At 29.6% G+C, this 8,994-nt stretch carries 6 protein-coding genes and 1 pseudogene; 2 read left to right on the top strand and 5 right to left on the bottom strand.

All coding sequences use genetic code 11. The features are described from left to right. Positions 1–275 precede the first annotated feature (275 nt). Positions 276–395: pseudogene (locus tag EZH24_RS15425) on the top strand (hypothetical protein); the annotation flags it as partial. Here the strand turns inward: EZH24_RS15425 and EZH24_RS03770 are convergent. The 5 genes from EZH24_RS03770 to EZH24_RS03790 are packed head-to-tail and all read right to left on the bottom strand — an operon-like array spanning position 392 to position 5,638. Then, positions 392–1,258, bottom strand: coding sequence for a M23 family metallopeptidase (locus EZH24_RS03770; RefSeq protein WP_137997793.1), 867 nt, complete (start codon positions 1,256–1,258; stop codon positions 392–394). The pseudogene EZH24_RS15425 and the gene EZH24_RS03770 sit on opposite strands and share 4 nt — an antisense overlap. Then, positions 1,255–2,430, bottom strand: coding sequence for a hypothetical protein (locus EZH24_RS03775; protein WP_137997794.1), 1,176 nt, complete (start codon positions 2,428–2,430; stop codon positions 1,255–1,257). The genes EZH24_RS03770 and EZH24_RS03775 overlap by 4 nt, the downstream gene beginning before the upstream one ends. Before the next feature lie 21 nt (positions 2,431–2,451). After that, positions 2,452–3,726 (bottom strand): adenine-specific methyltransferase EcoRI family protein, encoded by a 1,275-nt coding sequence (locus EZH24_RS03780; RefSeq protein WP_137997798.1) that lies wholly within the window; start codon positions 3,724–3,726, stop codon positions 2,452–2,454. A gap of 21 nt (positions 3,727–3,747) precedes the next feature. Then, positions 3,748–4,935: a M23 family metallopeptidase gene (locus EZH24_RS03785; protein ID WP_137997795.1), complete on the bottom strand. Its 1,188-nt coding sequence runs from the start codon at positions 4,933–4,935 to the stop codon at positions 3,748–3,750. Positions 4,936–4,948: 13 nt separating this feature from the next. Further along, complete coding sequence (locus tag EZH24_RS03790) at positions 4,949–5,638, bottom strand: tetratricopeptide repeat protein (RefSeq protein ID WP_137997796.1); 690 nt, start codon at positions 5,636–5,638, stop codon at positions 4,949–4,951. 264 nt (positions 5,639–5,902) lie between these two features. On the opposite strand from EZH24_RS03790, the gene EZH24_RS03795 reads away from it, so the two are divergent. Next, positions 5,903–8,812 carry a methyl-accepting chemotaxis protein gene (locus EZH24_RS03795; RefSeq protein ID WP_137997797.1) on the top strand — a complete coding sequence of 970 codons (2,910 nt, stop codon included), beginning with the start codon at positions 5,903–5,905 and terminating at the stop codon, positions 8,810–8,812. Positions 8,813–8,994: the final 182 nt, after the last annotated feature.

Consider the following 8,994-nt stretch of genomic DNA (forward strand, 5'->3'; position numbering starts at 1 on the left):
AATTCTTTATTGGTAGTAATCAAATTTTATTCTTTATTGGTAATAATCAAATTTTTAAAACAAGTAGAAATAATTTTATAACATAGTTATATCTTTATAACCGTTTGTTATAATACGAATACTATATTATAATATTTAAAAATGGAATAAAATTTATGATAAGAAAAGAAGAAATGCCAGAATGTCCCGTAGAAACCACAATTTCTTTGATAGGCGGCAAATGGAAATTATTGATTATGAGAAATTTGCTTTCACGAGCTTGACGTTTTAACGAACTTAAAAAAGATTTAAAAGGCATAAGCCAAAATGTTTTAACATATAATTTGCGTTCTATGGAAGAAGACGGAATAATTATTTATAAATTAGCGACAGCAAATTTTAGAATATTTATTTAATAAAAATTCACCGTCCTTGTAAGGCTCACGGTTTTATTGTCAAAATCCGTCACTTCGGTTTTGAAAACATATCTTCCTCTTCTTGGAGTAAAATTTCCTCCTCTGTAAAAATGCGAATCGACTCCGTAAACTTCCTCGAAAGTATAATTCGGCGCTATATAATAAATATTGTCTCTTTTTATGAAATAAGTAAAATCATAATCTCTTACAAGCTCATCGTTCATGTATATTTTTACCCTTTTAAGTCCCATTGGAATAGTTCCGAGCAAATCGTATGCTCTGACGAATAGCCTCAACTCTCCGTTATATCGCATTGGCATTTTATCTTTTATTTGAATAAGTCTATTTTCCGTTCTCAAATATATTCCATGTATTAAAGGATTCTGTTCCGAGCCTTTTGAAATTTTTAAATATTCCAATGGGTCGACTACCAAACCTTCTTTTATATTTTCAACGGTTAAATGCAAATGAGCGCCTCCCGACCTTCCGCTATTTCCCGTCAAAGCGATTGTGTCTCTTTCCGTCACTTTTGCGAAAGATTTTTCTATAGTTCCGTCTTCTATATGATAATAATAACTTCTAACGCTATTTGGATGTTCTATTATAATCGTATTTCCCACTCCATATAATTGTCTTGTCGGGTCTTCGGCAATATCGGAATAATATACAATCTCTCCGTCCGCAATCGGATATATTTCCATTTTGCTTCCGCCGAAATCCACGCCGTTATGAAAATGGTCTGTTCTGAATTCCCCAAAGGTGCTTGTGATTCTTATTTTATTTTCGTCAATAGGAACTCTACCGAATAATATTGAAGATAAATTGAAGATTAAAATAAATATAATTAAAATATTTTTATTCATAATTTTACTCTCTTGTATGTATAAATATTTTTGTCGCTTAATATCATATATTCGTTTTTCTCGCTCGATATATCCAAATAATAAATCCATCCGTCTATAAAATTTTCGTAAATAATTTCTTTCAATTTATTATCGTAAATTAAAACCGCGCTTTTTCCTTCTTTCGATACGCTCATTATCGTAGTATTCGTTTCGCTGTTTAACTTCATGTTAATCGCGTTTTGCATATCGTATTTTTCTATATTTATTCTGTCTTTTTCTTTTCCGTTATTCAAATTATATAAAATAATATTTCTGTCCGAAAGCATGAAAGCAGTCATAGATTTTTCGCTGACATAAGAAGAGACATGCCTTCGTGTATTTAATCTCGTTTCCAAATACCATAAAGTTCCGCCTTTTGAGTCGTATAAACTTATATATTCTGGTCTTATTCCGCTTATAGATAACGCAAAACTTCCGTATTCGCTTATCGCAACCGATTTTATTATATTTATTTCGCTTAATATCGAAGAGATGGCAAATTCCAAACTTCCGTTTCTGTTTATATATGCGATGTCTCCACTCGAAAATCCCGCTATATAATCTCCCGTGTTTAAGGCAAAAGCTCCGTCTGTAACAATTTCTCCGTATTGAATATGCGAACTTAACGAATTATTGTCAAAATCGAACATTTGTATTTTTGAATTGTCGCTCGAATGGTAAATACTTCTGTTTGCATAAGGCGATATTTCTGGGTAAATCGATGTGTTCGTTCTCCATAAAATTAGCCCGTTATTATTGTAAGCATCAATATAATTTCCGTATCTTTTATAAATAATAAAATTCTCGTTATTTGCGGATGCAAGCTCTCCTCTCGACAAATTTGTATAAAATATAGTCGTTCCGTTTTTATTAAAATAATGAACCATGCTTTCTGGTTTGGTAAAAAAATTATGTTTGAAATCTCCTTCAATATTAAAATTATTGTCAAGCAAAGGGGTTTCGGTGGAAGTTGCGGGTTTGCTCCAAATATTTATAATATTATATTCTTCGTTTAATCTATTCTTTCCAAAAACAAATATAAATAAAAGCAAAAATAAAACTGCGCTTATTATCGTCAAATATCTTATGAATAAAGGTTCTATTTTATGTATATTTTCAGGTTCTATAATTAATTTTTCTTTTTTTTGCATAATTATTATTCAATTAACATTTTATAATATCTTCTGTAATAAAATTCTTCCAAAACATCGTTTTTTGTTTATATATGGAAAATATTCTTTATCACTAAAAATTTTATAACCTTTTTCAAGGACGCCGCTTAACATAGGATAAGCCGACACGGCAAAAGGTTTTTTATAATCGTTTGGAATATAATTATTATTAACCAACAATATTTTAGAATCGTCATATCTTTTATATTTTTCGGGTATATCCTTTAATGGCATTATTTTTAAATTTTTATATTTTGGACGATTTTTTATTTTGAAATTCGTATACCAATGTCCAGAAGCCATCGTTAGTTGCTTTTTAGGAGTTAGAAAATAATCAACTCTATTATATCCCGCCCACACCTGATTATTTTGAAAATATGGGATATAAGCTGGAGTTAAAACATTTGTAAAATTAGATATTATAATAAATTTTTTTCCGCTACTTATTAATATTTTCCAATAATCTATAGCTCTTGAAAACGGAGGATTTGTGCATACGATGTCCGCTTCTTCTTTAAGAATTTTAAGAGATAAAGGGTCGTCAAAACTTCCGCTATAATTTTTAGGGAAATCTTTTTTTTCGCTGAAACCGTCTTTTGTAAACACATAAGCTTTCGAGCCTTGATTAAATAAATCAACGGGACCGTCATAATGAGTGCATATTAATTTTTTTAATTTAAGTTCGATAAAATTTCTCAAAAAATATAAAGCGAACGCCGAAGTATTTCTTTCATCGTTGTCTACCGCGTCATCGCAATTGCAGAAAACGGTTTTATTTTTCCAAATTCTTTTATCATACATTGACAATTCTTTTTCAATATCTTCTATGCGAGTATAAAATTCATCGTTATTAACTTTTTGCGCTTTTTGAAGTATATCTTTTCTCGATAAACCTCTCTCTTTAAGAGTGGGCGTAGTTTTTTTTACTATTTTAACTTTTTGGATTTTATCTTCCGTTTTTAAATAAATTTCTTTTATAAATAATTTGTTGGATTTGATAAATTTTATATAATCTTCAAATAAAGGCGAATTATAAAAATATATTTCCTTGCTTTTTTCTTCTCGAAGCGCGGAGAATTTTTTCTTTATTTCGTTTTCAAGCGCCGACATATCTTTTACTTCGCAGCAAAATAAATAGTTGTAAATATTTTCTTTAGATTTTCCAGTCATATTGTTATATTCTTTCAATCTTCTTTCCAAATCGTTTGTCTTGCCTATTTTGCATTTTGAAGGCTCTAAACTCGCTTGAACTATATAAATATATTGCTTATTCATAATTTTTATCAATATACTTTCCTATTTTATTCTTGTTAAATTTTTTATATCTTTCATATCGTAGTAATTTTTTTCCAATACGCTTAAAGGGTCGAAAGTCATATTTCCAGCGCGCATTTCCCAATGACAGTGAGGTCCCGTAGCCATTCCCGTAGAACCGATTAAACCTATTATTTCTCCCTTTTTTACATATTGTCCTTCTTCGGCGATTAATTTCGACATATGAAAATAACTGCTATAAACTCCTTCGCCATGGTCTATTACCACGCAATTTCCTCGAACGAATAATTCTCTCGATATTTTCACCACTCCGTTATTTGCCGCATAAATCGGCGAACCGTTCGTATTAGCTATATCGAATCCCTGATGATATCTCGCGTAATCTTTAGTATATCCTCTGAAAGCTCCAAACTGCGAAGAATATCTTCCTTGAGCGGGCATCATATAAACTTTATCGGCGTAATTTGTCGGAGTATAGGAAATATATATTTTTCCGTTTAAAAGCTCTCTCTCTTCTTTAGACTTTTGAGGATTGCTTATTATATTTGTCATTGTTGAAGTCACGCCCTGAATTTGCCTTGGTTTTGGAGGCGGAGGCGTGAAATCCAATTTTATATCTATTGCCAAATTCAATAAAGTTTTATCTTTTAATTCCATATTGCAAACGAATTGATATTTTTCATCTTGCGCGCCTACATATATTCCGAATACGCTTTTATATATTTTAATTTTTTTGTCCGAATTTTTTACTTCAAAAAATTTTACAATCGGTCTTGAGCTTCCGAGCAATTTTGAATCTTTTATTTTTATTTCGTCTTTGCTCGTTATAAAAATATTTCCCATTTTACCCGCATAGAGAGGAATGGGGTCGGCGTATATTTGTAAATCGTCATCGTATTTTTTAAATTCTTCCAAAGATTTGAAAGCGTTATTTCTGATATAAATAGCTCCGTTTTTTAATATCGCATTTTTTGAATCCAAATTAATTTTTCCGTTATTTGCAATATAATAATATTTGCCATTTATTTTGATTTCGGCAAATCCGTCATTTTCCGTTTCTATTATATCTTTATCATACAATTTTGTAGCGTTATCTAAATTGATTTTTTTATTATTTCTTATTACGCTAATGTTTCCGATATATTTTAAGTCGTATTGAGAATATAAATTTATCGACACAAAAAATATAAATATAAAAACAAATTTCATGATTCAACCTCGATTATTTTTTATAACCCAATTGGTCTAATTTTATAAGATGCTCCTTTATATCTTTATTATTTGGAGCGATTTCGAAAGCTTTAGTCAAAAATTCTTTAGCGTTTGCAATATCGTTTTTTTTGAAAAAAGCCCAGCCCAAAGAATCCAAATAAGCGGGATTTTTCGGGTCCATACTCAAAGCCTTTTTTATTTCCGAAATTCCTTCCTCGATATTGATTCCGCTGTCCGCCAAAATGAATCCGAGCGAATTTCTCGCGTTTGCGCTTTGAGAATCCATCGCCACAGCTTTTCTTAAAGAATCGATTGCCTTTCGAGTATTATTTTTTTTATAATATATATAACCCAATACGGAATATATTTGAGTGTTTTCTATTCCAGAAGCGAGAGCGTCAAGAAGTTCGAATTCCGCCAAATCATACATTTCTTTTATGGCGTAAATATAGCCGACTATAATATGAGCTTGCATTATTCTTAAAGGATTATCCAATCTTCGCATTATTTTATCGAATGTTTCGAGAGTTTTATCATAATTTTGAATTTGAGCGTAGGATAAAGCCAAATGATAGCCCGATTCTATATCGTTTTTATTTTCAAAAGTTTTTTCAAGCGAATCAATAGCCTCTTGATAATTTTCGTTTCTGAATAATTTTATTCCGTTTTCGAGTTCGGTTTTGCCCGTCCCTATACTCATATATTCTCCTATATTTACGATATTAACATTTTATATTTAAATCAAAAAATCTCAATATATTTATATTTGCCGTAATAGTATTAGGTATATTATAATAGATGTGAATTTATACAATATTTGTAATATATTTAAAGAATATACTAATTTTATATATTTTCAATTTTTTGTAAATAATGTATAATATAACTTAAATATCCGAAAATTATATAATAAATCATAACGAATAAATTAATAATTTTTGGAAATTATAAATAAGGTTTTTATATGAGTTTTAAAAATAAGATTCTCCTTTTGGTCATAATAATAGTCGTTTTGGCTTTATCGCCCGCCATTTTTATAAATGCAAAGTCAAACGAAACGGCTTTTTACGAATCGGCTATGGATATATCGGAAAATTATTTTTACGACTTAACTTCTACTTTCAATTCGATATTTACTTCGACAAGCGTTGGAGCGGTTGCGCTTTCGGATATAGCGAGCGTATCTTACGATTTATATTCTTTTGGAAATATTAACGATACGGCGGGATATTTAAGAAATACGATTCAAAAATTTCGTCAATCTCAAGTCGATTTGCCTTATATTATGGCTAACGGAATATATTTTGAACCAGATATTGTCGCTTCGAATGTAAATTTAAGAGGATTATATTCCATTTATTTATACGATTTAACCGATACCGCAATTAGAAGACAACCCACGACATCCGATATATCGAGTGGTATAAAATTAAACGAAAGAAGTTATATGCAAGAAGAATTTTACAGAATAGCGCTTCCAGAAGAATGGAATAGAACGACAAGAAGACCGAGAAATGTATATTATTCAATTCCGTATTCCAAAGAAACATATAGAAATCAAAAAGTTATTTCCGTATCTTCTCCGATATATTCGGAAATTAACGGAAACGCTATAGGAGTGGCGGTTACGGATATTTCATTGGATATAGCCTATCAAATGATTGAAAATATTGCAAAAAATAACGAATTTAACCCAATAATTTTTGACAATAGAAGCGGGGATATTATTTTTCATAAGGATTCGGAATATATATTAAGAAATATTTCCGAAATTCCAACGGCAAAATATATTTCCGACAATATAAGTTTTTATACGAATTCGAGGACGATAGAAAATTATAATATTAATGGCAGAAATTATACTTTATTTATTAGACAGCTCGATAATTCAAATTACGATTTACTAATGTTCGTTCCAGAAGGTTATTTTCACAGCACGTTAAATACGATTAATAGAACTTTGCTTCTTATTTTGATAATAGCGATTTTTGTAATAATCGTTACAATCAAAATATTTATTCCAATATATTTAAAACCTTTAAAAAAAATATCATCCGAACTTGAAGAAAGCGTATTGAATCGCAATATATTTACGAGCGTAAGCAAAATAAAATCAAAGGACGAATTGGGAGATGTTAGTAATTGGATAAATATTTACCAATATATGGTTCAATATTTATTTTCTATGGGAAATAAAACTTTAACTTTATCGAAAGAACAGCAAGTTTCCATTAAAGATAAAATAGAGAATGTGGCAAAAATATCTAATTCTATGGTCGAATCTTCAGAATTGATAGTGGATAATATAGTAAAACAAGAAAGCGGAATTAAAGATGTGGAAAGCAGCAATTTGGAAATATGCGAAAATATAAATACGAATTTGTCCGATTTGAAATCGATAAACGATATGACGAAAAATCTTCAAGAAAAAATAGATTTTCAATTGGAAACTTTTAATAAAATCAATTCCGTTTCTTCGAATATGCAATTGGATATAGATAAAGTTTCCGCCGCTATGTCGAAAATCAAAGAAGAGACGCAAGATGTTATAGATTTGTCGAAAAGCAGTAAAGATAGAATATTGAAAACTGAAAGTTCCGTAAAAAATATAATTACTTTGATGCGAGGAATTAACGACTTCGTAAACTCCACCATAGAAACATCGCAACAAACGAATATGTTGGCTATGAACGCCGCTATCGAAGCGGCTCATGCGGGAGAGCAAGGAAAAGGATTCAGCATTATTGCCGAAGAGATAAGAAAATTGGCGGTTATGACAAATATTCAATCGGAAAACGCCACATCCGTAATCAGAAATTTAGAAAAACAATTTAGTTTGGTTACTCAAAGTATAGACGAGAGAATGTCGGCTATAGAAAATATGCTTTATAAATTTCAAAGTTTTGAAGAAAATATGGACAAATTGAAAAAAATCACGGATGAAAAATCAATCTCTTCCAAAGAAATAACTTCTTCAATAACAAATATTTACGATACCGTTAAAGATATTAGAGAACAATACACGATATTGCATAATAGAATTTCAAGCGATTTGATAAATATTCTTAAATTATTGGATTTGTCAAATAAAAATGACGAAGCGGTAAAACTTGTGGCGGAAAATTCGGACGATATTGTCGAAAAAACAAAAAGCATGAAAGAGAATATTTTAAATTTATATAATTTGATAAAAGATATTGAAGAGATTTCTAAAGCTGGAGGCGATTCCGTTGATAATTTGGAAAAAGAATCGTTCGATTATGGAGCGGTAGATTTTGAAGAGGTGATAAAAAATAAAATAAAAGTCGGAGACGAAGCCTACGCCAAATTCAAATTTATAAAAGGAATGCATAAATTTATTATAGACAAATTGGGCAAAGATAACTTTAATAAATTATTGGAAAAAATATCGGAAGATTCAAAATTGATTTACGGCGATATTAAGAGAGCGAAATATATAAAAAGATTCGCTTTATCTTCCGCATTCTTTATTCCGATAAACATTATTAACGAAGAATTTTATAAAGATTCAAAAAATGCGATTGAGGACAAGGCTAAATACGATTTTAACGAGTTAAGTCCTTTTAAGAAATTTTCAATCAGATTAATGGGAAGAAATTCTTTAAGTAAAGTAATTATTAAATTTGGCAAAAAATTATTCAGAAATGTAAATATAGAAATCGTCAAATTAGACAGAAGAAAAGTTATTTATCATTTGTCTTATTTTCCAAATTACGATTTGACGATTGAAAAATATTATTACGAAATGATAGGAAATATTTTCAGACAAAAATATCCAAACTCTTCGGAAGTAAAAATTACTCAATCGATAAGCGGCGGTTATATTTACACGGAATATATTGCTACTTGGTAAAATTGGCAGATTCGCAAAGATAGTTTTTATTTTTCAATAATAAAAAATTCTTGATTAAACTATTGACAAATTTTTTAATTCATGTTATATTTTACTTAAATTATTTAATTAAAGTTAATGATATTGGATGATTTAATTATGATTAGATACTATAAATTAGCATACTATAATTTCGTTAAGCA

It is taken from the genome of Brachyspira catarrhinii (assembly GCF_005518285.1).
GTDB lineage: Bacteria > Spirochaetota > Brachyspiria > Brachyspirales > Brachyspiraceae > Brachyspira > Brachyspira catarrhinii.